Genomic DNA, 25045 nt, shown 5'->3' with positions numbered 1-25045 from the left:
TATATTTAAGCTTTATTTTCTCCCCAGAAAAGTAAAACTTAAAAAAGATTGAATCTACCTATATGCAGAAGTATTTTTATCTGCTGATTTTCAGCTTGCTATCTACATTTCTTCATGCTCAAAAATTTGAGATTTCTGGTAAACTTGAAGACGAAAGTGAAGGATATCCGTTGGAATCTGCTACTGTGTTTGCAGAAAAAATAGCCGACAGTTCTTTAATAACCTATACAATTACTGGAAAACAAGGTGATTTTAAATTGGTGGGAAAATCATCTTCCGAAGAGATAAACGTTAACATAAGTTATAATGGTTACACCCCTTTCCGAAAAAAAGTAACGCTCAACGGGCAACCCATAGATTTAGGGACCATAAAAATGGCGGTTCTGGCCGAAGAGCTGGAAGGAGTTGTTGTTACTGCAAATCGCGCACCTATTACTATCAAAAAAGATACCTTGGAGTTTAATGCGGCCTCTTTCAGCACAAAGGCTAATGCAACGGTTGAGGATTTATTAAAGGAACTCCCGGGGGTTGAAGTTGATGCCCAAGGAAAGATTACCGTAAACGGAAAACCGGTAAATAAAATTCTGGTCAATGGGAAACCATTTTTTGGTGACGATCCTACAATTGCCACTAGAAACCTTACCAAAGAAATTGTAGATAAAATTCAAGTGACCGATACAAAAACTGATTCTGAGGCTTTTGCCGGTGAAAAAGGCGACGATCAAAACAAAACAATTAATATTACCATTGACGAAGAAAAAAACAAGGGGGTTTTTGGCAGGATGGCTGCGGGTGGCGGAACAGATAAACGTTTTGAGTATGCCGGACTTCTAAATTATTTTGATAATGACCTTCGCCTAAGTGCCTTGGCCGGTGGGAACAATATAAATTCACCCGGATTCAGTTTTGGCGAGATTGAAAAAATGTTTGGCAGTGCACGTTATATAAATATGAACAGCAATGGTTCTTTTAACTATAACGGTAGATCTTTTGGAGGAGGAGAGGGAATTACTAATTCGCGTACGATAGGTGCAAACTATGCCGATGATTTTTCGAAAGACACCGATATAAGCGCAGATTATTTCTATTCCTCAGCAAATTCCTTTAACGAGGAAATTCGCGAACGTGAAAATATTTTACCCGAGAACAGATATTTTTCCACTTCCAATTCGCGATCAGATAGTGAGAGCGATACTCATTCCGCAAACATTCGTTTTAAAACCCAAATAGATTCTACATTTTTAATTGAAGTACGGCCGCAATTTACTTTTAATAAAAGTTCGGAAAATTTTATAAGAAATGAAGAAAGCCGAAATCTTTTAGATGAAATAATAAACCAGTCCAACAGTAACAACCAAAGTTTTCGCGAAGGAAGAAATTTTGAGAATACTTTCATCGCCACAAAAAAATATGGAAGCGGTGGGGGGTATTTTAGAATGTTTGTAAGAAACGAAGTAAACGGAACTGAAAATGATGATTTCAAACAATCATTGACACAAATTTTTGGCAATGCGCCCTCGCTTATTGATAGAAATCAATTTATAAACGGCGATCAAGATAAAAATAGTTATAGAATTTCTCCATCGTTCAACTTTCCTTTAATTGCCGATACCCTTTTTATGAATTTAAGCTATACTTTCCAAAACGAGAAGCGTGTAGATAAACGCAGTGTATTTGACTTTAATGATATAACACAAGATTTTTCAGAATTCAATACGGCGCAAAGCACAGATTTCGTAAACACTAACGAAAGCTCTACCCCAGAAATTGGTGTTAACTATAGAAATGAAAAAATATATGCCCGCATCAATGCTTCCTATGTTTTCCGAACGCTCGAAAGTAATGATGCCCTTCGTGATATTCAATTTGAAAACCATTTTAACGCTTTGGAGTTAAGCGCGAATTTTCGGTATAGTTTCAGCAAAAAATTCAGTATTTATTCAGGTTATTATTTACAAAATAATGCCCCTAGTATTGACCAACTTTCACCTTATGTAGATATTTCCGATCCATTGAATATTACTACGGGAAACCCAGACTTAAAACCCTCCAACGAAAATAGAATATATTTTGGGGCAAATAACTATGACTATCAAACGCAATCAGGTTTTTTCTCATACTTAAATGCTGAATTTACAAATGATAGGGTGGTTCCCAAAACCATTATTGATGAAAATTTCATACGAAATACCACCTATACAAATGTTGATGGTAATTATAGCGTTTCGGGAAATATAGGGTATAACAAAAGTTCAAAAATTGATAGTTTACGTACTTTAAAACTTGGGGCAAGCTTATATATTAATACATCTAAGAGTGTAAATTTTAATAATAATATAAAATATAATAGTAGGACAATTGGTTATTTCCCTACTGTGGGAGCAACATTTACCTGGGATGATTATTTCGAGTTTGGCCCGAGATACACTCTTAATTACAATATCAATAGTTTTGATATTGACGCCTTTGAAGACCGTAACTATACACGCCACGAACTTAACTTTCGAACAAAGACATTTTTTCCAAAATTTTTAGAATGGAGTAATGATATTAAGTATGTGTACAATGCCGATGTGGCCGATGGTTTTGACCAAAGTTATGTTTTTTGGAATGCCTCGTTGACTTATACCTTTTTAAAAGAAAAAGGAAGTGTTGCGTTAAAAGTTTATGACTTATTGAATCAAAACAACAATGTTCTCAGGGTTTCAAATGAAGATTACATTCAAGATGTACAGAGCACGGTATTAAAGCAATATTTTATGCTTACGTTGAGCTACAAATTCAATACACTTGGGAAGAAAGGAGAAATAGATGACAATCCGTGGGATTAGTCAAATGTTTTTTTTGTATTCCATATCTCAATAAGCGAGTCTACTCCATTATCAACACCAATATAATAATTACCTTTTTTAAAGGCTGGAACCATTACACTGTCAATTACTTTTTTGCAAATAGAATCGGTTAGTATTTTTTTGGTTCCATATCCTGTAGAAATTGCTACTTTTTTTAAGGAAGTTGACAGTACCAAAACTAACCCATTGTCCACATCTTTCTGTACAATACCCCAATAATTTCTTAAATCACCGGCATATTTTCGAATATCATCATATGGAAAAATAGAATCTACAGTTACTACAACTATTTGCCGAGTTGTCTTTTCTGCGTATTGCACCAGTTTGTTGGCCAGGTCATAATTTTCTGAAATTGAAAAAATATTTGAAGAATCAACTACTGCTAGAGAATTAGAATTTTCTTGAAGAATGGATGAATCACTATTGACTTGACTTTTACAGGAAAAAAATAATAGAAAAAGTAAAAGTGCTGTAGATGAAAACTTCATACTTATAAATATATAATTTTAGTCTACCAACCCCCGCTAGCGCCACCACCGCCAAAGCCACCGCCGCCGAAACCGCCGCCAAAGCCGCCTCCGCCTCCACCGAAACTTCCACCGCCGCCAAAGCTTCCACCGCCGCCGCCAAAACCACCGCGACCAAGGCTGCTCAGTACAATAATGTCCAACAAGCTTCCGCCTCCACCGCCTTTACTACCGCGACCGCCTTTACGCATAAGCGCAATGATGATAATGATAAAGATGAATATGATGAAAAAAGGGATAGGCGTGCCGTCTTTTTTTCCGAAATCGCGGTCTTCCTTAAATTCGCCTTTCAGCGCCGCAAAGATGGCATCGCTACCTTTATCCAGGCCTTCATAATAATTTCCGGTTTTAAATTCGGGAATCATTATTCGGTTTATGATACGTTCAGACATTAAATCGGTGATTCGGTATTCTATGCCGTAGCCAGTATTTATATCAACCTTGCGGTCGTCTTTGGCAAGTGTTATAACAATTCCGTTGTCTTCACCGCTTTGGCCGATACCCCATTTTTGGCCCCATTCTGCGCCGAGCATGGAAATGTCTTCACCATTTGTGGAACCAATAATAATGCAAACAATTTGCGTGGAAGTGGAATCTGCATAACGAACCAACTTGCTTTCCAGCGCATTTTTCTGTGTGGGGGTAAGCAGATTTATATAATCGTAAAGTGAAGTCTGTTTATCAGGTTTTGGTGGGATTTCATATTGGGCAGAAACATTTTGATAAAAAAATGTGACTGCAATAAATACAAATAAGAAATTATATTTCAGAAGAAATTGTTTCATTAAATTTTTTTACTGCTAACTGCAACTGCCAACTGAATACTTAAAGTTATCCTACGGAAATATCATCCGGCAGTTCATTTTTGTCATCTTTTTGGTGTGGGAAATGTTTTTTCAACTGTTCGCCAGCTTTTAGAATTCCTTCTACCAAACCTTGTTTCATTTCTCCATTCTTAAAATGGTTGATGATAATGTCTTTGGTGCTTTCCCAAAAATTCTGGCCCACAATGTCATTGATGCCCTGGTCGCCCATAATTACAAGCGTTCGGTCATCTACGGCAACATAAATAAGTACGCCGTTGCGTTCTGCGGTGTTGTGCATATTCAGCATATCAAAAACTTCCGCGGCGCGATCAAAGGCGTCAATGTGCTCGTTTGGTTCTTCTGCGGAAATGGAAGAGGGTTCCAAATGTACCCGTATTTCGCCCGAGGTGTTTTTTTCGGCAGTGCGAATGGCTTCAATTATTGCGGCTTCTTCTTCAGAAGTAAGAAAATCTTCAACTTTAGACATTACTCTTTGTCTTTTCCTAAGTCATCAAAATTCACTTCGGGTGCTTTCTCGCTTCCTTCATCAGCTTTGAAGTACGCTTTTTCGTCGAAGCCTAACATTCCAGCAAATATTTTTGTTGGGAATTGATTTATTTCGGTATTGAACAGTCGCGCTTCTTCGTTGAACCTGTTGCGCTCCACGTTGATGCGGTTTTCGGTGCGTTCCAGTTCGTTTATCAGTTCCTTGAAATTTTCATTCGCCTTTAAATCGGGGTATCTCTCAAAAACAGCCAATAATCGTGAAAGCGCGGAAGTTACGCCTGCCTGTGCCTGTTGATATTGGGCAAGTTGTTCCGGGGTTATGTTAGAAGGATCAATATTTATGGAAGTGGCTTTACTGCGTGCTTCAGTAACAGCAACCAATGTTTCCTGTTCAAACTCGGCATAGCCTTTTGCAGTACTGACAATATTAGGAATGAGGTCTGCACGACGTTGATATGAGCTTTCCACATTTGCCCATTGGGCAGTGGCTTTTTCATCCAAAACGACCAATTTGTTGTTAAGACTGGCCAAATAGCCTCCAATGATTAAAATAAGGCCAAGAATAATAATAATGGGTAACCATTTTTTCATGATAAGGTTGATTTTAGAGTTGTTCTTTGATTTTTAAAAGTTCTGCTTTTACCGATTCCAGTTTTCGAATAATCTCAAACTGGTCGAGTGTTTTTTGTTTGTTTTCCTTTAAATGGATTTTTGCGCCTTCCAGCGTAAACCCGCGCTCTTTCACCAAATGGTAAATCAATTCCAGATTTTTGATGTCCTGCGGGGTAAACTTTCGGTTGCCTTTGGCATTTTTTTTTGGCTTCAATACATCAAATTCCTTTTCCCAAAAACGTATCAGCGAGGTATTAACGCCGAAAGCTTCGGCTACTTCGCCAATGCCGTAATATAGTTTTTCGGGTAGGTCTATGTGCATTTGTTTTTGTTAAGAGTTAAGGGTTAAGGGTTATCAGTGATTAATTTCAATTTTTTGGAATTTAATCTAAAGATTGGTTTTCTTCCTGTGATTTTCTCAAGATTTCGGCAAATTCTTCCGCAGTTAAGCTTCCATAGTAAAAATTAATCGGGTTAATGCGTTCGCCATCTTTAAATACTTCGTAATGACAATGAGGCGCCTCGCTTCTTCCGGTGCTTCCCACAAAACCTATAATGTCGCCGCGCTGTACTTTTTGCCCTGGGCGCACATTGTATTTGTATAAATGTCCATACAGACTTTCATAGCCATAGCCGTGGTCAATCACCACGTGGTTTCCATAGCCCGTGGCCGTATTGTCGGCGCGGGTTACTTTACCATCGCCCGTTGCATAAACCGGGGTTCCTCGTGGTGCGGTAAAATCCATTCCGTAGTGAAACTTTCTAGCCTTTGTAAATGGATCGGTTCTGTAACCATAACCTGATGCCATTCGCGTTAGGTCTTCATTTTTTACTGGTTGAATTGCTGGAATGGCGGCCAAAAGTTTTTCTTTTTCCTCGGCAAGTTTGGCTATTTCATCCAACGATTTCGACTGCACCACAATCTGCTTGGTTAAAATATCCAGATTGCGGGTGGTATTTATTATCAATTTTGAATTGTCAAAACCCTCCAGGTCCTTATAGCGGTTAATACCTCCAAAACCAGCTCTCCGCTGCTCTTCGGGAATGGGGTTGGTCTCGAAATATACACGATAAAGATTGTTGTCCCGCTCCTCAACCTCTGCAAGTACGGCCTGTGCCTGCTCCATTTTTTTATTCAAAAGCTCAAACTGAAGCTGCATTTGGTTCAGCTCACGCTGAAGAGACATTTCTTTTGGGGTTTGTACTGACGGGAGATTTATATAGACCAAAAGCAGCAGAAAGCCACTTAAAAACATTCCCAATAGGCTAAGAGCGAAAATCTTCAGTTTTCGGCCTTTTTTCTTTTCTATTTTTCGGTACGAGAGCGTTTCGCTATCGTAGTAATATTTAACCTTAGACATGCGTTAAAAAATTGCTATTTTTGCGCGTTGCTTGTTCGCGCGAAGTAAAGGTAACGTTTTTACAAATATAGAAATTGTTTGCCACTGCGCCCAACCCTTAATTTTAGCATAACTTTATAAGAAATGAACTCGAAGGAAACCCGTTCCAAATTTTTAGAATTTTTCAAGTCGAAACATCACGCAATTGTGCCCTCGGCGCAAATGGTGGTGAAGAATGACCCAACGCTAATGTTCATCAACAGTGGGATGGCGCCATTTAAGGAATATTTCCTCGGAAATGGTAAGCCGAAAAGCAACCGCATAGCCGATACACAAAAATGTCTGCGCGTAAGCGGAAAGCACAACGATCTCGAAGAAGTGGGAATGGACACCTACCACCACACCATGTTTGAAATGTTGGGGAACTGGAGTTTTGGAGACTATTTTAAGAAAGAAGCCATCGAATGGGCGTGGGAGCTTTTGACCGAAGTCTATAAAATTGATAAGGAAATTCTCTACGTAACCATTTTTGAAGGCGATGAAAGTGAAGGTTTGGAGCGCGATACCGAAGCTTATGAACTTTGGAAACAATTCGTGCCCGAAGATCGCATTTTAAATGGAAACAAAAAGGACAATTTTTGGGAAATGGGCGACCAAGGTCCGTGCGGACCATGTAGCGAAATACACGTAGATATTCGTTCGGCGGAAGAGAAGGCTAAAATTCCGGGGAAGGATTTGGTGAATAACGACCATCCGCAAGTAGTGGAAATCTGGAACTTGGTTTTTATGCAATTCAACCGAAAAGCCAACGGCAGCCTTGAAAAATTACCTGCACAGCACGTTGATACCGGGATGGGTTTTGAACGTTTGTGTATGGTTTTGCAAAATAAACAGAGCAATTACGATACCGATGTTTTTACACCGCTAATTCGCGAGATTGAGGCAATTACGAATTCAAAATACGGAAAGGACGAAAAGAAAGATATTGCGACACGGGTAATTGCAGACCACGTTCGCGCCGTGGCATTTTCAATCTCGGATGGACAGCTTCCGAGCAATACGGGCGCCGGCTATGTAATACGAAGAATTTTGAGAAGGGCCATCCGTTACGGGTTTACGTTCTTGGACAAAAAAGAGCCTTTTATTTATAAATTGGTAGAAACACTCAGCGCGCAAATGGGCGACGCTTTTCCGGAATTAATTACTGAAAAGAACTTAATCACGAATGTTATTCGCGAAGAGGAACAATCATTTCTGCGAACGCTGGACCAAGGTTTGGTGTTGCTGGAAAACGTAATTGAAACCGCAGATTCAAAGGAAATTTCCGGTAAAAAAGCGTTTGAATTGTACGATACCTTCGGTTTCCCGATAGATTTAACGGCATTGATTCTTCGTGAGCGCGGCTATTCGTTGAACGAAAAGGAATTTGACGCCGAACTTCAGCAACAGAAAGAGCGCTCCCGCGCCGCAACAAAAGTGGAAACTGGCGACTGGGTTGTTCTGGAAAAAGATGACGTGGAGGAATTTGTGGGTTATGATACTTTGGAAACCCAAGTAAAAATTACCCGTTACCGAAAAGTGGACAGTAGAAAAGAAGGCGAAATGTACCAATTGGTTTTCAACCTAACGCCTTTTTATCCCGAAGGTGGAGGCCAAGTGGGCGATAAAGGTTATTTGGAAGCTGCCGATGGCGGCGTTACTTATATTGTTGATACCAAAAAGGAGAACAATTTAATAATCCATTTTACAAAGACACTTCCGCGAAATCCTGAAACTACTTTTAAAGCGGTGGTTGACGAAAAACAACGAAGCCGAACTGCTTCAAACCACACAGCAACGCATTTGCTCCACCAAGGTTTGCGCAATATTTTGGGCGAGCACGTGGCGCAAAAAGGAAGTATGGTCCACAGCAGAAATTTGCGTTTTGACTTTTCACATTTTGCAAAAGTGAGTGATGAGGAGTTGAAGCAAGTTGAAGATTTTGTGAATGCAAGAATCCGCGAAGGAATCGCTTTGGAAGAACGAAGAAATATTCCCTACCAACAAGCCATCGACGAAGGAGCCATTGCACTTTTCGGTGAAAAATATGGCGATGCCGTTCGTGCGATTAAATTTGGGAAATCGATGGAGCTTTGCGGCGGAACCCACGTGCCGAATACGAATGATATTTGGCATTTTATAATCACTTCCGAAGGTGCCGTTGCTTCCGGAATACGAAGGATTGAAGCGATTACCGGCGATGCTGCCAAACAATATTTTATTGATAGAAGTGAATCGTTTGCCGCACTCCAAAAAGCGTTGAACAATGCACAGGATCCGGTAAAAGCTGTGGAAAGTCTGCAGGAAGAAAACAGTAATTTGCAAAAGCAGATTCAGCAATTATTGAAGGATAAAGCCAAGAATTTAAAAGGTGATTTAAAAGCTGAAATACAGCAAATAAACGGAATCAATTTCCTTGCGAAAAAGATAGATTTGGACGCTGGCGGAATGAAGGATTTGGCCTTTGAAATGGGTGGCGAAACTGAAAATCTATTTGTGGTTTTCGGTGCTGAAAACGACGGAAAAGCGTTGCTTGCTTGCTATATTTCAAAGGAATTGGCCAGTGAAAAAAATCTGGATGCCGGAAAGATTATTCGCGAACTAGGAAAATACATCCAAGGCGGTGGCGGCGGACAGACTTTCTTCGCAACTGCAGGTGGTAAAAATCCTGCTGGAATAGAGGAAGCATTATCAAAAGCGAAAGATTTTCTAAAGTAATTCTTTGCGTTCTCTGCGTCTCTGCGGTTTAATTTTACCGCAAAGGCACAGCGGACATAGAGATTTCCCAATAAATATGAAACTTCAAATTGAAATACCGCTAAGGCCCGAAGAAAATCAAATAGATTATTCTTCAAAAGTACTTTTATTGGGAAGCTGTTTTTCGGAGAATATTGGGGCGAAGTTTGACTATTTCAAATTTCAAAATCTGCAGAATCCGTTTGGGGTAATCTTCAACCCCGTTTCCATTGAAAAATTGATTGTTCGTGCAATTGATGGTGTTTCATTTTCGGAAGAAGATATTTTTCAGCACAACGAAGTTTGGAAATGTTTTGACGTGCATTCCGAGCTTGCTTCTTTGGATAAAACCGAATTTTTAAATAATCTAAATTCGACATTAAAAAATCTTCGCGAAGCACTTTTCTCTTCAACGCATGTTATTTTCACCTTCGGAACTTCGTGGGTTTACAGACACTTGGAAAGTGATGAAATAGTTGCAAACTGCCATAAAATTCCGCAGCAGAATTTTAAAAAGGAATTGCTTTCCATCGAAACCATTTCAAAAAGCTTTCAAACTATTTTCGATAAAATTTCAGCAATAAACCCTACCACCACAATTATAAATACCGTTTCGCCGGTTCGGCACATTAAAGATGGTTTTGCGGAAAATTCGCTGAGCAAAGCGCATCTTATTTCCGCAATCCACCAATCATTGTCACTTCGCGCGCAGTCGAGAAGCTTCTATTTTCCGTCTTTTGAAATAATGATGGACGAGCTGCGCGATTACCGTTTTTATGACGAGGATATGCTTCATCCAAATAAAACCGCTATCGAAATTATTTGGCAGAAATTTTCAAAGGTTTGGATTGCTGCTGAAACCGGAACGCTTCAAAAAGAAATTGCGGCTGTTCAAACTGGTTTAAACCACAGGCCCTTCAACCCAAATAGTGCTGAACACCTTCGGTTTTCGGAAAAACTTCAATTAAAAATTAGGGAGATTCAAAAACGGTTTCCGCACATTCAGTTTTAGAAAACTACAATCTAAAATCGTAATTCGTATATCAGAATACGTCAATTGCCCTATTGTAAAAACTTCCCAATTAGGCCAGTTTTGCTTCAACATTAATCACGTATTCGCCTATAGCGGAATATTAAACCAAACATTATGAAAACATTTAAAAAATCTATTTTAGTATTAATGGCAATTGTAGCCGTAAGTTTAACTTCTTGTAAAAAAGATGATGATGGCGGCGGCGGTGGCGCGGCTGGCTCAGGGACTGTGGTTGCCAAAGTAGGGGGAAGCAATTTTAGATCGCTCGAAATAGCTTCAACAGCAAGTCAATCTTCTGGTGGCGGCACTACTACCATAACGCTTCAGGGTTCCGATGCAGACGGTAAGGGGATTTTTATTATCATCAATAATTTTGATGGAACAGGAACTTATGAGTTTTCCGACTCAAATGTATTTGTAACCGCCACTTATGTGGAAGCAAATATAAATAACCCTATGGATTCACAAACTTGGTCTGCACCTTATCAAAATAGTGGAGTGGTAGGTGAAGTAAATATATCAGAAAAAACCGACACCAAGATTAAGGGTACGTTTAACTTTATGGCCAAAAACGTAAATGGCGATCAGTCCATAAAGAATATTACAGACGGATCTTTTGATCTTAACTTTCAATAATTAAACTTATTGAAGAAAATCTCTATGTTGAGGTTTTTACGTGGGCCGGGAGCAGAACGCAAGTTTTTCTTCCGGTTTTTTTTGAAAAGTCAAGTAGTTGGGAGTTGAGGAGTTGAGAGAATTAATTGTTTCCCAAAGTTTTATTGACAATGGGCTTTCGGAAATACGGCAACTGCCCTATTGATTTAATCTTATATCTGCCGCATTTTTGTTGTAATAGAAAATACAGCCAACTAACCAGGTTATTTTTTCACGCCAAAAACGAAGTGAGGAGCGTTTGTGGTTTTATGAAACCCCATGGTAACCTATGGGGTTTTTATTTTATACAAAGCAAATAAGGCAGATGCCCTATGTGCAGAATCAAAAAAGAAATTTATATTTAAGGTTTAGAACCAGTTACTTATGATGTTGCAGCTAATCTTCACAATAGTAATACTTTTCTCAATTTTGGGAATACTCATTTGGGCATATACTGAAAATAAGGCGCTTGGCAGAGCTCATACTCAGAACGTTTCTGCTTTGGAAAATGTTATAGCCGTCAATTACAGGCAAGTAAACTTTAGAAAACAGCATCTCAACAGCTATCAATTTATGCAGTACAATTTACACGAGGCTCTGGTGGTTCAATCTGAAATTAAATTATAGTATATGTTTAGGATTTTACTGTTTCTTTCGGTGTTAATGAATTTCACCGCCACGTATTCACAGAGCAAGAAAACAATTGATTCCATAAACACACTTTATGTACAGGGGCTCAACATACCTCAAGACTCCATTGTTGCACTTTTTCAAAAAAACCTAAAAGATGCCGAAAAGATTTCCTATGAATTAGGAATGGCAGGCGCACATTCACAGCTCAGCTTGGTTTATGCCTACCAGGGAAAATATGAGGAAAGCACCAAAAGTTCTATAGATGGGATAAAAATTTATGAAAAGCTAAATCAACTGGACAGGGTAGCTGATTATTATGCCGAAATGGGCTATAGCATGAAATATCGCGATTTGGATAAAGCCCTTTATTATATGCAGAAAGGGAAGGCAATTGCGGAAGCAAACAATTTTGAGAACGAACTAAAGGATATTTATAACAATTACGGAGTTTTAAAGGAAATAAATAAAGAGTTGGACAGCGCCCTTTTCTATTTTGAAGAAGGATTGAAAATAAAATTGAAAATAAATGATACCATTGGTGTTCCTTATAGTTGGAGCAATCTAGCAGGTGTTTATGGGCTGCAGGGAAATTATTCAAAATCGAGAGAATATTTCAACAAATCCCTTCATCAAAGATTACAATGGGCAGATTCGTTGGGCATTGCTGAAAATTATACGCAGTTGGGTGAAGTTTTTGTTGCAGAGGAAAAATGGAGCAGCGCCATTCCACTAGTCCATAAGTCGTTGCCTATTTCAAAAAAGAAACAATATCAAAACCTCACCCAGTATAACTACAAACTGCTTTCTGATATCTATAAGAAATTAAAAAATACAGATTCGGCCTTATATTATTTTGAACAATATGCTGCGGTAAAAGATAGTGTTCATGGACTCAAAGTGCAGGAACGAATCGCTGCCTTAAACGTTGAATTTGAAACTGAAAAAAAGCAGAACGAAATACTGCAACAGCGCGCCCAACTTGCCGAAAAGGATTTGGAGGTCCGCCGAAAAAACACTTTTATTTTTGGGAGTCTTGGACTGGCACTGATTCTCGGCCTGCTCGGGTATTTGCTCTACAACCAGCAAAAACTTAGAAACCGTCAGCTTCAAAAAGAAGGTGAATTAAAAACAGCTTTGGCAAAAATTGAAACCCAAAATAAATTACAGGAACAACGCTTAAGGATATCTCGCGATCTTCACGATAATATTGGTGCACAGCTCACTTTTATCATTTCCAGCATTGATAATTTAAAGTTTGGATTTACGGACATCAGTGAGAAATTGGGCAATAAACTCAGTAACATTAGCAGTTTTACACAACAGACAATTTATGAATTACGCGATACCATTTGGGCGATGAACAAGGAAAACATAACCTTTGAAGATCTTCAATCACGTATTGCAAACTTTATTGAACACGCAAAAAGCGCTTCGGAAAAAACTGATTTTTCATTTAATATTGAAGAAAATGTTGATGAGTCGCACATTTTTTCTTCCGTTGCAGGAATGAATATTTATAGAATTATTCAAGAGGCTGTAAACAATGCTTTAAAATATGCATCAGCAGATGAAATTGAAGTAAATATTTCTGAAAAAGAAAGCAAATACTATATTGAAATTACTGATGATGGAATTGGATTTGATCAAGATAATACAGAACTCGGCAACGGACTAAACAATATGAAAAAACGTGCTGGGGAAATTGGTGGCGCGCTTCAAATAAAGACTTCAAAAAAGGGAACATCAGTTTTACTGAAAGTGCCGAAATGATTAAGAAAAAACTAATACGGCAATTGCCCTATTTTTTTGATTATTCTTAAAAGGTATTTTTAGTATCTTTAAAACAACTAACCCACCAGAGATGCTTAAAGTTGCAATAGTTGACGACAACACTTTTCTTATAAATGCCATTAAGGAAAAACTCTCTTTTTTTGATGATGTTTCTGTGAAACATACTTCCATGAACGGCACCGAATTGCTGACAAAACTGCAGGAAAACCATAACCTCGATATCATCTTGATGGATATTGAAATGCCCGTGCTCAACGGCATTGAAACAACCCAAATAGTAAAGCAGAAATATCCGCACATCAAAATAATTATGCTTACCGCCTTTGATAATGACGAGCATATATTCAACGCCATAAAAGCGGGTGCGGACGGTTATTTGCTGAAGGAAATAAACCCAAAGGATTTATACGAAGGTATTTTAGAAACTTTAAACGGTGGTGCGGCAATGAATCCTTCAATCGCCATGAAAACCTTGAAATTATTAAGAAATCCAATTGATATTCAAAACCTGCGTGATCAAGAGGAAATATCACTTTCCACCCGTGAAGTTGAGGTGTTGGAGCAACTGAGCAAAGGGTTGAGCTATACAGTCATTGCCGACCATCTTTTCCTTTCGCCCAGCACCGTTAGAAAACACATTGAAAACATCTACAAAAAATTGCAGGTACACAGCAAGATTGAAGCGGTTCAAAAGGCACGGAACCATAATATTATTTGAAGCGCCAAATAACAAATCCCAAACTCCAATTATAACTTTTGGAATTTGGGATTTTCTTTTTGTGAGTTCGAGTCCTTCGATTGCGCTCAGGAAAAACTTAAGTCGAGACCTATTTCAATTGAAAAGCAACTTTTACTGCATCTACATAATCCAACTTTTCCCAAGTGAAAAGCTCCACTTCTTTTTCAATCCTTCCATTATAGGGGCTTTCAAAAACTTTTGATACCATTTCAGGTACACGTCCCATATGCCCATAAGCAGCGGTTTCGGAATAGATTGGGTTTCTTAATTTCAATCTTTTTTCAATGGCCGCTGGGCGCATATTGAAGATTTCAGAAACCTTTTTTGCAATGTCGCCGTCAGAAAGTTTTACGTTTGAAGAATTGTACGTATTAACCAAAATTGAAGTAGGTTCCACAACGCCAATTGCATAAGAAACCTGTACCAAAACTTCATCGGCAACGCCAGCTGCCACAAGGTTTTTCGCAATGTGTCGCGATGCATATGCAGCGCTTCTGTCAACTTTACTTGGGTCTTTTCCACTGAAAGCACCACCGCCGTGGGCACCTTTTCCGCCGTAAGTGTCAACGATAATTTTTCTTCCCGTTAAACCAGTATCGCCGTGAGGTCCGCCAATTACAAATTTCCCAGTTGGATTTATGTGATAAACAATATCATCGTTGAATAATTTTTGCACATATTCCGGGAGTTGTTTTTTCACTCTCGGAATCAAAATTTCCGTAATATCCTTTTTGATTTTTGAGAGCATTTTCTCATCCTCATCAAATTCGTCATGTTGTGTAGATACAACAATGGCAACGATTTTTTGGGGAATATTATCATCGCTATATTCAATAGTAACCTGGCTTTTAGCATCTGGGCGCAAGTATTTTATTTCATCTTCTTCGCGACGAAGCGCAGCCAATTCAATCAAGATTTTATGCGAAATATCCAACGCCAACGGCATATAATTTTCGGTTTCTTTTGTAGCATAACCAAACATCATTCCTTGGTCACCGGCGCCCTGTTCTTCTTTATTTTCACGATCAACACCTTGATTGATATCCTGTGATTGTTCGTGAATCAAAGAAATTACCCCACAGGAATCGCCGCTGAATTTATAAGCGCCTTTCGTATAACCAATTTTATTGATCACTTCGCGTGCAATATTTTGAACATCGAGATACGTATTGCTTTTCACCTCGCCCGCCAAAACAACTTGTCCGGTGGTTACCAAAGTTTCACAAGCAACCTTACTTTCTGGGTCGAAAGCCAAAAAATTATCTAAAAGCGCATCGCTAATTTGATCCGCAACTTTGTCTGGGTGTCCTTCAGAAACACTTTCCGAAGTAAATAAATAGGCCATAAAATGGTTTTAAAAATTTATATTTTTCAGCAGATTTGACGAGAGCGCCGAAGGGAAGTTTTCACTGCCTTTAGCATTTTTTAATGAGGTTGCAATCAGTCAAATCTTTCCTCTTAATTTGTCTTGGGCAAAAGTAAAAAAATTAAATGAACCGCAATTTTATTTAAAGTTTTTTGGCGAAAAATTTGGTTATTAAATTTTTCTGACGCTATATTTGCGCTCACAAAGTTCAAAACTTTATTGAAATGTTATCAAGAAAGGCCGAGGGAATAGACCCTATGACGCCTTAGCAACCCTTTCTCCGGAAAGAAGGTGCTACATTCTACAACGATCCCGATTGCAATCGGGATTGACGATAGATAACGACAAGACAATTTTTTCGTTCCCGAAAAAATTGCTTTCATTCTTTTTAACATTTTTCTATTGTCCCGAATTTACTTCGGGATTGATCTTTTGGTTTAATCTATTTATTAACTCAAAAAAATTAGAAAAATGAGTGCAACAAAAATTATCCATTCCATTCCAAGTGATCCGTTAACGGGAGCCATTTCCGTTCCGGTTTACCAAACTTCAACCTTTATCCAAGAAGCGCCGGGCGTAAACAAAGGTTTTGATTACGCCCGAAGCAACAACCCAACCCGAAAAGTGTTGGAAGACGTAGTTGCCCAACTTGAAAACGGTCATTCCGGTTTTGCTTTTGCTACAGGTTTGGCGGCGATTGATTCAGTTTTGAAATTGCTTTCTGTAGGAGACGAAATAGTCGCGGTTGACGATATTTACGGCGGTGCGTACAGACTTTTTACCCATGTTTATGAAAAACTGGGAATAAAAGTAAACTACGTTGATACGACAGAAGTTGAAAACGTAGCAAACGCCGTTTCAAACAAAACAAAACTGATTTGGATTGAATCTCCAACCAATCCAACGTTGAAGATTTCAGACATTCAAGCAATTTCAAAAGTGGCGAAAAGTGTAAATGCACTGTTGGTTGTTGACAATACTTTTGCTTCGCCAATTGCCCAAAAACCAATTGATTTGGGAGCTGATATTGTAATTCACAGCGGCACAAAATACATCGGTGGACATTCAGATTTGGTCGCGGGATTGGTAATTACAAACACGCAAGAACTTTCAGAAAAAATTAAATTTGTTCAAAATGCTTCCGGTGGAATTCTAGGTCCGTGGGATTGTTTTCTCACCATTCGCGGAATTGAAACTTTGGACATTCGCTATAAAAGACAATGCGAAAACGCTTTGAAAGTAGCGTTGTTTTTGGAAAGTCAAGATGCAGTTGAAAAAGTGCATTACCCAGGTTTGAAAACCCACAAGAATCACGAAATCGCCAAAAAACAGCAAAATGGTTTGTTTGGCGGAATAATTTCTTTTAGTCTAAAAGATGATACACAGGAGGCTGCCGTGAAATTTGTGACCAGTACAGAATATTTTAAATTGGCTGAAAGTCTTGGAGGCGTTAAAAGTTTGCTTTGCCATCCTGCGCAAATGACCCACGCTTCCATTCCGCGTGAAATCCGTTTGAATGCTGGAATAAATGATTCGCTAATCCGACTTTCCTGCGGAATTGAGGATGCCGAAGATTTGATAAACGATCTTGCCGAAGCTTTTAAAATCATTGAAAAATCCAAAGAAATTTTAAACTATTAAACCGAAAAAAAATGAGTACAGCAACAGTAGAAATTCCTTTGGAACAATTGATAAATCTGGAAAAGATTAAAAAGAAAAAGATAAACATCGCCATTTTTGGCCACGGAAATGTAGGTAGCCATTTGGTAAATCAAATCATTTCCTCGAAAGAAGAAATCTCTCGAAGACGTGATTTGGAGCTTAATATTTTCGCAATCGCGAATTCAAAAACCGTATTGCTTCAGCAAAATGGATTGACCAAAAATTGGATTGAAGAAAAAATAGAATCGGGAAAGGAATATAATCCTGAAGAAGTGATTTCCTTCGCAAAAAGCAACAATCTTCAAAACCTGATTTTGGTGGATAACACGGCGGATTCTGGCTTTGTTCAAAATTATTCAGCCTTTGTTGAAAACGGTTTTCACTTGGTTTCCTCAAACAAAATCGCCAATACGTTGGATTTGGGTTTTTATAAAGAACTTCGACAAAAACTGACTTCAAAAAAACGTCAATATCTATATGAAACAAATGTGGGCGCGGGACTTCCATTGATTGATACAATAAAACTTTTGCATCTTTCGGGCGAAAATATCACACGAATTCGAGGTGTATTTTCAGGTTCGTTGAGTTATATTTTCAATACTTTTTCTGAAGAGGACAGATCGTTCAGTTCGGTTTTAAAATCTGCAATCGACAAAGGATTTACGGAACCGGACCCGCGCGAAGACCTTTGTGGTAATGACGTTGGACGGAAATTGCTTATTTTGGCTCGTGAATTGGATTTGCACAACGAGTTTGCCGATATTTCCATTCAAAACCTAATTCCAAAGGATTTGCGAAGCGTTTCAAAAGAGGAATTTTTGACGAGAGTGCAGGAATTGGACGTTCCGTTTCAAATCAAAAAGAAGAACCAATCGAAAAATTCTGTTTTTCGTTACGTAGCAGATTTGCACGGCGATTTGTCAAAGGAAACGGGTGCACTTTTGGACGTAAGTTTGGTTTCGGTTCCCAAAAATAGTATGTTGGGAGCACTAAAAGGCAGCGATTCAATTTTTGAAATTTATACCGAAAATTACGGTGATAATCCAATCGTCATCCAAGGCGCTGGTGCGGGAGCAGCGGTTACTGCGCGAGGTGTTTTCGGAGATATTTTGCGGATAAGCGATAAAGAAAACTAAATATAAAACAATGAAAGTTTCACTGAAAAGAATAAACGACAATTATCTTTTTGAAGCAAAAGGCGCTTCCGGCGTTCCCGTTTTAATAGACAACAAAACCGACGAACCTTCAAAAGGCGCAAGCCCGATGGAACTTTTGTTGATGGGAGTTGGCGGTTGCAGCGCGATAGATGTTGTTATGATTCTGAAAAAACAGCGGCAGGAAATTACTTCCTATAAAATGGAAGTGGAAGGCCAGCGAAAGGAAGTGCGCGACGCCAAACCGTTTGAAGCAATTCACGTTACCCTTTATTTGGAAGGAAAAATTGACGAAGCAAAAGCAATTCGTGCAGCGCAACTTAGTTTTAAAAAATACTGTTCCGTTTCCATCACGCTGGAGGCTTCGGTAAAAATTACATACAGCATAATTCTAAATGGAAAGAAATTGGAATAATTCCCCCTTTGGGGGTTAGGGGGCTTGTGTATTACATTTTTATCACGTTACTTTGCATCAGTTCATATTCATAGTTAAAAGTTATCAAGAAAGGCCGAGGGAATAGACCCTTTGACGCCTTAGCAACCTCCCGAACTTTCGGGGAAGGTGCTACATTCTATCCGTCCCGAGACTTCGGGATTCGGAATAGATAACAACAAATAGGTTTTTCCTTCACCTTTTCTTGATATAATTTTTTTTATGGCGTGCCCCTTCGGGTCGGGCTTTCCGCTGCAATCTTTTTTTCGTGCCTCAAAAAAGGATTTCCGCTGCAATCCCTCACGCAAATTTGAACTTAAATCAAAAATCAAGAAATGAATAAAATACAACAAGCACTCCAAAATAGAATATTGATCCTCGACGGCGCAATGGGCACTATGCTTCAACGCTATAAATTTTCCGAGGAAGATTTCCGTGGCGAACGGTTTAAGGATTTTCATAAATCGGTACAGGGAAATAACGATTTGCTTTCCATTACGCAGCCAAAAGCAATTGCAGAAATCCATTCCAAATACTTCGCAGCAGGCGCAGATATTGTGGAAACCAACACCTTTTCCAGCACCACAATCGCAATGGCAGATTACGATATGCAGGATTTGGTTTATGAATTGAATCACGAATCCGCAAAAATCGCAAAAAAAGTAGCTGAGGAATTCACCGCAAAAGAACCGCACAAACCACGTTTTGTAGCCGGAGCTATTGGTCCGACAAACAAAACCGCAAGTATGAGTCCGGACGTAAACGATCCCGGGTTTCGAGCAATTTCTTTTGAAGAATTGCGCGTTGCCTACAAACAACAATGCGAAGCTTTGATTGACGGCGGCGTGGATTTACTTTTGGTAGAAACCATATTTGATACGCTGAACGCAAAAGCAGCACTTTTCGCAATAGATGAAATAAAAGAAGAACGGAATCTTGACATCCCAATAATGATAAGCGGAACAATTACCGATGCTTCGGGAAGAACGCTTTCCGGCCAAACGGCAGAGGCATTTCTGATTTCAATATCCCATATTCCACTTTTGAGCGTAGGTTTCAATTGTGCTTTGGGTGCCAAACAACTCACGCCCCATCTTGAAGTGATTGCCAGCCGCACCAATCTTGCCGTGAGCGCCTATCCAAATGCCGGATTGCCAAACGCGTTCGGCGATTACGATGAAAGTCCAGTGCAAATGGCTTCTCAGGTAAAGGAATATTTGGACAAACAGTTGGTGAATATCATCGGCGGCTGTTGCGGCACCACGCCGGAGCATATTAAAGCAATTGCAGAAATCGCTTCGCAATACAAACCGCGACCTGTTTTTTCAAATGAAAACCTTGCTGTATGATTCCCACAAAACAAGAAGTTGAAGAGGCGTGTAGTCGCGTAAAACCGTATGTTCATAACTCGCCCGTTCTGAAATCTGCATACTTAAATGAACTTTCCGGTGCTGAGGTTTTCTTCAAATGTGAGAATTTTCAAAAAATGGGCGCATTCAAAATGAGGGGTGCGATAAATGCTATTTTGCAACTTTCCGAAGCACAAAAAAAAGCAGGAGTTGTAACACATTCTTCCGGAAACTTTGCGCAAGCGCTTTCTTTGGCAGCGAAAAACCTTGGAGTAAAAGCATATATCGTAATGCCCGAAAATGCGCCGCAAGTTAAAAAGGAAGCAGTAAAAGGTTACGGCGGAATTATCACAGAATCGGAATCAACACCCATTGCGAGAGAAACCGAAGCAGAGCGAATCCAAAAAGAAACTGGCGCAACGTTTATCCATCCCTCAAACGATAAAAATGTAATTCTCGGCAATGCAACTTCCGCAGCTGAATTGTTGAAAGCACATCCCGATTTAGACTATGTTTTCGCACCAGTTGGTGGCGGCGGATTGATTGCCGGCACTTCACTTTCGGTGAAATATTTTGGAACTAATTGCAAAACAATCGGAGGAGAACCTTTTGAGGTTGACGACGCTTTCCGAAGCCTAAAAAATGGAAAAATAGAATTCAACGAAACTACAAATACAATCGCCGACGGACTTAAAACTTTCCTTGGCGATGTCAATTTCCCAATAATAAAAGAATTGGTTTCAGAAATAATTCGAGTTGAGGAACCCGAAATCATTTCAGCAATGAAACAGATTTGGGAGCGGATGAAAATAATTATAGAACCCAGCAGTGCGGTTGCTCTTGCAGCCTTGCTTCGTGAAAATGATAGATTTAAAAATAAAAAAGTGGGAATTATTATTTCCGGCGGAAATGTGGATCTTTCAAAACTTCCTTTTTAACAAGATGTCACGCTGAGCGCAGTCGAAGCGCAATTGAAGATAGGATTAAAATAATGAGTACAGAAAACAAGAAATATTTAAAACTTAGCGGTCTCGAACCACTAATAATCACCCCCGAAAGCAATTTTATAAACGTTGGTGAACGCACCAATGTAGCAGGTTCAAAGAAATTTCTTCGATTAATTAAAGAACGAAATTTTGAGGAAGCCCTTTCCGTTGCGCGTGAACAAGTTGAAAATGGTGCGCAAATCATCGACATAAATATGGACGATGGTTTGATTGATGGCAAAGAAGCGATGGTGAAATTCCTAAATCTTGTGATTGCCGAACCCGATATTTCTCGGGTTCCTATTATGATTGATAGCAGCAAATGGGAAATTATTGAAGCCGGTTTGCAGGTTGTGCAAGGAAAATGTGTTGTAAATTCTATTAGTTTAAAGGAAGGCGAGGTAGAATTTATTCACCACGCAAAACTCATAAAACGCTACGGAGCCGCAGTAATCGTGATGGCTTTTGACGAAACTGGCCAAGCCGATAATTACGATCGAAGAATTGAAATCGCCAGCAGATCTTATGATATTTTGGTGAATCAAGTAAAGTTCGCACCCGAAGACATTATTTTCGACTTAAATATTTTCCCCGTTGCAACGGGAATGGATGAACACAGAAAAAACGCCATCGATTTTATTGAAGCTACTCGCTGGGTTCGTGAAAATCTGCCGCACGTGAGTGTGAGCGGTGGTGTGAGCAATGTTTCCTTTAGTTTCCGAGGAAATGATCCCGTTCGCGAGGCGATGCATTCCGTGTTTTTGTACCACGCAATTCAAGCGGGAATGAACATCGGTATTGTAAACCCTGCAATGTTGGAAGTTTACGACGATATTCCAAAAGATCTTTTGGAACGCGTTGAAGACGTAATGCTCGACCGGCGCGAAGATGCCACGGAACGTTTATTGGATTTTGCCGAAACAGTTAAAGGAACCGCAAAGGAAAGTAAAATAGATCTTTCGTGGCGTGAAGAACCGCTGCAAAACCGCATTACCAGAGCGTTGGTAAAAGGAATTGATGAATTTATTTTAGAAGACATTGAAGAAGCAAGGCAAAATGCTGAAAAGCCAATTGAAGTAATAGAAGGGAATTTAATGACCGGAATGAACGTGGTTGGCGATCTTTTCGGAAGTGGAAAAATGTTTTTACCACAAGTAGTGAAAAGTGCGCGAGTGATGAAAAAAGCTGTAGCGTATTTACTCCCATACATCGAAGAGGAAAAACTAAAAAATCCTCAAATAAATGATTCAAAAAATGCTGGCCGGATTTTAATGGCAACTGTAAAAGGTGATGTCCATGACATCGGCAAAAATATTGTCGGGGTTGTTTTGGCGTGTAATAATTATGAAATAATCGATTTGGGTGTGATGGTTCCACCAGAAAAAATAATTGCAACCGCAAAAGAGGAAAACGTGGATGCCATCGGTTTGAGCGGCTTGATTACGCCATCGCTGGACGAAATGGTTTTTTTGGCGAAGGAAATGCAGCGGCAAAATTTCAAGGTTCCCTTGTTGATTGGCGGCGCAACCACGAGTCGGGCGCATACCGCCGTAAAAATTGATCCTGAGTACGAATGTGCCGTGGTGCATATAAACGATGCTTCACGAGCGGTTACGGTTGTTGGCGATTTGCTGAAAAAGGAAACTTCGGCTTCCTATAAGGAGAATTTGAAACAAGAATACAACACTTTTCGACAAGATTTTCTAAAACGCCAAAAAGTAAAAACCTATTTGCCAATTTCCGAAGCGCGAAAAAATAAATTTCAAATTGATTGGAAAACCTCAGAAATAATCAAACCGAAACAATTGGGAGTTCACGTTTTAAAAGATTTCGATCTAAATCTGTTGTTGGATTATATAGATTGGACACCCTTTTTCAGAAGTTGGGAATTGCACGGTAAATATCCAAATATTTTGACGGACGAGGTAGTGGGCGAACAAGCTTCGGAATTATTCAAAGATGCGCAACAAATGCTTCAAAAAATAATTTCAGAAAGATTGTTGAATGCAAGAGCCGTTTTTGGAATTTTTGAGGCGAATACTATAAATGATGATGATATTTCTTTGGAAATCCCAAATCTCAAATCCAAAATCCCAAATCCCGTATTCCGAACCCTTCGCCAACAGTCCCAAAAGGCTAAAGGAAAACCAAACCTCGCCTTGGCAGATTTTATCGCGCCAAAGGAAACTGGAATTCAGGATTATATTGGATGTTTCTGTGTGAGTACCGGTTTTGGAACTGCGGAATTGGCCGCAAAATATGTGGCGGAGCACGATGATTACAATGCGATTATAGTAAAAGCTTTGGCAGACCGCTTGGCAGAGGCTTTTGCGGAATATCTTCACAAAGAAGTGCGTACCAATTATTGGGGCTACGCTTCCGAAGAAAATCTCTCCAATGAAGACCTCATTTCCGAAAAATACAAAGGCATTCGCCCCGCCCCGGGTTATCCCGCCTGTCCCGACCATTTGGAGAAAAGGACTATTTGGGAGCTTTTAAAAGTGAAAGAGAATATAGGCGTAGAACTCACGGAGCATATGGCCATGTGGCCAGCAGCTTCGGTTTCGGGTTATTATTTTGGCAATCCCGAAGCACGTTATTTTGGCCTTGGAAAGATTAAAATGGATCAAGTGGAAGATTTTGCAAAACGGAAGAATATAGATTTGGAGGAAGCCACAAATTGGCTAAAAACAAATTTGGCCCCCTAAATCCCCCGAAGGGGGACTTTTAATAACAGCATAAAAAGATTGAAATGATGAAAAGAAATTTTGAATTATATTGTTTAACGACCTCCATTTCTCTATTTGGGCAGGAGGCAAATTCCCCCTTTGGGGGTTAGGGGGCTAACTCTATGAAAGTTACAGAACATATAAAAAACGGAAACGGAAAAACGCAATTTTCGTTCGAAATTTTACCACCTTTGAAGGGTGAAAACATACATTCCATTTTTGAAAATATTGATCCGCTGATGGAGTTTCAACCGCCTTACATCAATGTAACCTATCACCGCGAGGAATATGTTTTTAAGGAATTGAAGAATGGTTTGATTGAAAAGAAAATAGTCCGAAAGCGTCCCGGAACGGTTGGTATTTGTGCGGCAATTCAAAATAAATATGTCGTTGATGCCGTACCCCATATACTTTGCGGTGGATTTACGAAGGAAGAAACCGAGAATTTTTTAATAGATCTTCAATTTTTGGGGATTGACAATGTGATGGCCTTACGGGGCGATGCCGTGAAAAGTGAAACCTATTTCACACCTGAAAAGAATGGTCACAAATACGCTTGCGACCTTGTTTCACAAATAAATGATTTGAATAAAGGAACCTATTTGGACGATGAACTTCAGCATACTTTTCCAACAGATTTTTGCGTGGGCGTGGCTGGTTATCCCGAAAAACATATGGAAGCACCGAGTAGTGAAAGCGATATTCATTTCCTAAAAAAGAAAATTAAAAACGGTGCGGAATATATAGTAACACAAATGTTTTTCGATAACGAAAAGTATTTCAAATTTGTTGAAAAGTGCAGGGCAGACGGTATTACCGTGCCAATTATTCCGGGACTGAAACCTATTGCAGTGAAATCACATCTCAATTTAATTCCGCATAGATTCAAAGTAGATTTGCCAGATGCGCTGGTGATGGAAGTGGTGAAAGCCAAGGACAACAAAGCGGTTCGGCAGATTGGGATTGATTGGTGCGTAAAGCAGAGCAAGGAGCTTGTAAAAGCGGGCGTGCCATTTCTTCACTACTATTCAATGGGAAAAAGTAGCAATATTAAGGAAATCGCTTCGCAAATATTTTAAGATTGCTTTATTTTGCGG

General features: G+C 39.3%; 20 protein-coding genes, 1 pseudogene and 2 riboswitches. Of the genes and pseudogenes, 14 read left to right on the top strand and 7 right to left on the bottom strand.

Translation table 11 applies throughout. The features are described from left to right. Positions 1–62: 62 nt before the first annotated feature. Entirely contained in the window at positions 63–2831 is a 2769-nt protein-coding gene (locus AC58DT_RS09325) for an outer membrane beta-barrel protein (RefSeq protein ID WP_497216582.1), read from the top strand. Here the strand turns inward: AC58DT_RS09325 and AC58DT_RS09320 are convergent. From AC58DT_RS09320 to AC58DT_RS09295, 6 genes are all read right to left on the bottom strand, one after another. Next, positions 2828–3340, bottom strand: coding sequence for a TPM domain-containing protein (locus AC58DT_RS09320; protein ID WP_497216581.1), 513 nt, complete (start codon positions 3338–3340; stop codon positions 2828–2830). The two genes, AC58DT_RS09325 and AC58DT_RS09320, sit on opposite strands and share 4 nt — an antisense overlap. Positions 3341–3363: 23 nt before the next feature. Then, complete coding sequence (locus AC58DT_RS09315; protein ID WP_497216580.1) at positions 3364–4164, bottom strand: TPM domain-containing protein; 801 nt, start codon at positions 4162–4164, stop codon at positions 3364–3366. A 46-nt stretch (positions 4165–4210) separates the two neighbouring features. After that, the gene (locus AC58DT_RS09310; RefSeq protein WP_497216579.1) at positions 4211–4672 is read right to left on the bottom strand and encodes a TPM domain-containing protein; all 462 of its coding nucleotides are present in this window, start codon (positions 4670–4672) and stop codon (positions 4211–4213) included. Beyond that, positions 4672–5283 (bottom strand): LemA family protein, encoded by a 612-nt coding sequence (locus tag AC58DT_RS09305; RefSeq protein ID WP_497216578.1) that lies wholly within the window; start codon positions 5281–5283, stop codon positions 4672–4674. Before AC58DT_RS09305 ends, AC58DT_RS09310 begins: the two co-directional genes overlap by 1 nt. A gap of 13 nt (positions 5284–5296) precedes the next feature. Next, positions 5297–5626 (bottom strand): MerR family transcriptional regulator, encoded by a 330-nt coding sequence (locus tag AC58DT_RS09300; RefSeq protein WP_497216577.1) that lies wholly within the window; start codon positions 5624–5626, stop codon positions 5297–5299. Between the two features lie 61 nt (positions 5627–5687). Continuing rightward, positions 5688–6665 (bottom strand): M23 family metallopeptidase, encoded by a 978-nt coding sequence (locus AC58DT_RS09295; protein ID WP_497216576.1) that lies wholly within the window; start codon positions 6663–6665, stop codon positions 5688–5690. Between the two features lie 123 nt (positions 6666–6788). Between AC58DT_RS09295 and alaS the strand changes: the two genes are divergently transcribed. The 6 genes from alaS to AC58DT_RS09265 all read left to right on the top strand — a co-directional run bounded on the left by alaS (position 6789) and on the right by AC58DT_RS09265 (position 14248). Further along, on the top strand, positions 6789–9401 hold the full coding sequence (alaS, locus tag AC58DT_RS09290; protein ID WP_497216575.1) for an alanine--tRNA ligase: 2613 nt from the start codon (positions 6789–6791) through the stop codon (positions 9399–9401). Between the two features lie 76 nt (positions 9402–9477). Beyond that, entirely contained in the window at positions 9478–10431 is a 954-nt protein-coding gene (locus AC58DT_RS09285) for a GSCFA domain-containing protein (protein WP_497216574.1), read from the top strand. Between the two features lie 135 nt (positions 10432–10566). Then, the gene (locus tag AC58DT_RS09280; protein WP_497216573.1) at positions 10567–11088 is read left to right on the top strand and encodes a DUF6252 domain-containing protein; all 522 of its coding nucleotides are present in this window, start codon (positions 10567–10569) and stop codon (positions 11086–11088) included. A gap of 402 nt (positions 11089–11490) precedes the next feature. Further along, on the top strand, positions 11491–11733 hold the full coding sequence (locus AC58DT_RS09275) for a hypothetical protein (protein WP_497216572.1): 243 nt from the start codon (positions 11491–11493) through the stop codon (positions 11731–11733). Positions 11734–11736: 3 nt separating this feature from the next. Continuing rightward, on the top strand, positions 11737–13509 hold the full coding sequence (locus AC58DT_RS09270; RefSeq protein ID WP_497216571.1) for a tetratricopeptide repeat-containing sensor histidine kinase: 1773 nt from the start codon (positions 11737–11739) through the stop codon (positions 13507–13509). A gap of 91 nt (positions 13510–13600) precedes the next feature. Next, the gene (locus tag AC58DT_RS09265; protein ID WP_497216570.1) at positions 13601–14248 is read left to right on the top strand and encodes a response regulator; all 648 of its coding nucleotides are present in this window, start codon (positions 13601–13603) and stop codon (positions 14246–14248) included. A gap of 109 nt (positions 14249–14357) precedes the next feature. Here AC58DT_RS09265 and metK read toward each other — a convergent pair whose 3' ends face one another. Beyond that, entirely contained in the window at positions 14358–15614 is a 1257-nt protein-coding gene (gene metK / locus AC58DT_RS09260; protein WP_497216569.1) for a methionine adenosyltransferase, read from the bottom strand. A gap of 245 nt (positions 15615–15859) precedes the next feature. Beyond that, a riboswitch (SAM riboswitch) is annotated at positions 15860–15980 on the top strand. Positions 15981–16106: 126 nt separating this feature from the next. Here metK and AC58DT_RS09255 point away from each other — a divergent pair. The 7 genes and pseudogenes from AC58DT_RS09255 to metF all read left to right on the top strand — a co-directional run bounded on the left by AC58DT_RS09255 (position 16107) and on the right by metF (position 25027). Further along, positions 16107–17276, top strand: coding sequence for a trans-sulfuration enzyme family protein (locus tag AC58DT_RS09255; RefSeq protein ID WP_497216568.1), 1170 nt, complete (start codon positions 16107–16109; stop codon positions 17274–17276). Between the two features lie 74 nt (positions 17277–17350). Beyond that, positions 17351–18433: pseudogene (locus tag AC58DT_RS09250) on the top strand (homoserine dehydrogenase family protein); the annotation flags it as partial. Positions 18434–18443: 10 nt separating this feature from the next. Next, a complete protein-coding gene (locus tag AC58DT_RS09245) occupies positions 18444–18866 on the top strand; it encodes an OsmC family protein (protein WP_497216567.1) in 423 nt (140 codons plus the stop codon). Positions 18867–18944: 78 nt separating this feature from the next. Continuing rightward, positions 18945–19063, top strand: a riboswitch (SAM riboswitch). A 156-nt stretch (positions 19064–19219) separates the two neighbouring features. After that, a complete protein-coding gene (locus AC58DT_RS09240) occupies positions 19220–20233 on the top strand; it encodes a homocysteine S-methyltransferase family protein (RefSeq protein ID WP_497216566.1) in 1014 nt (337 codons plus the stop codon). Next, complete coding sequence (locus AC58DT_RS09235) at positions 20230–21171, top strand: pyridoxal-phosphate dependent enzyme (RefSeq protein ID WP_497216565.1); 942 nt, start codon at positions 20230–20232, stop codon at positions 21169–21171. The genes AC58DT_RS09240 and AC58DT_RS09235 overlap by 4 nt, the downstream gene beginning before the upstream one ends. 53 nt (positions 21172–21224) lie before the next feature. Continuing rightward, entirely contained in the window at positions 21225–23927 is a 2703-nt protein-coding gene (metH, locus tag AC58DT_RS09230) for a methionine synthase (protein ID WP_497216564.1), read from the top strand. 143 nt (positions 23928–24070) lie between these two features. After that, a complete protein-coding gene (gene metF, locus AC58DT_RS09225) occupies positions 24071–25027 on the top strand; it encodes a methylenetetrahydrofolate reductase [NAD(P)H] (protein ID WP_497216563.1) in 957 nt (318 codons plus the stop codon). Positions 25028–25045: the final 18 nt, after the last annotated feature.

The sequence above is a fragment of the Aequorivita sp. CRS11 genome (assembly GCF_059693805.1).
Note: the sequence above shows the minus strand (reverse complement) of the source record. Positions and strands in the feature narration are given on the sequence as shown.